We start from the raw sequence: 285 nt of genomic DNA, 5'->3' as shown, positions 1-285 counted from the left end.
CTCGGCCTGATGAGTGGTGAAAAGCGTGGGTGTACGCCGATCAACTGTAGGAGCGAGCCTGCTCGCGAAGGCGGCCCGACAGCCGACTGGAACTTTGTGGATGTATCACCTCCAAAAGATCGCAGCCTCGTTGCACTCGACAGCTCCTACAGGGGAACGCGCACGCATCAGAACCAGGCTGGCCGGTAAGGCCGCCTCGGGCGCGGTTGCGGTGTACGCCCCCTCGTGAGGCCGAGTGGAGGTTCTGCGCAGTGGGCAACCCGACATGGATGCCGGGTTAGCCGC

General features: G+C 63.9%; 1 protein-coding gene. It reads left to right on the top strand.

Annotated features, from left to right (window positions below):
* Positions 1-189: hypothetical protein (locus VC35_RS29785; protein WP_221174496.1), on the top strand; the 189-nt coding region annotated here is incomplete at its 5' end.
* Positions 190-285 lie beyond the last annotated feature (96 nt).

The organism is Pseudomonas fluorescens (assembly GCF_000967965.1).
GTDB classification, from domain to species: Bacteria; Pseudomonadota; Gammaproteobacteria; order Pseudomonadales; family Pseudomonadaceae; genus Aquipseudomonas; species Aquipseudomonas grandcourensis.
The sequence above is the reverse complement of the archived record's forward strand: the minus strand, read 5'-3'. Positions and strand labels throughout refer to the sequence as shown.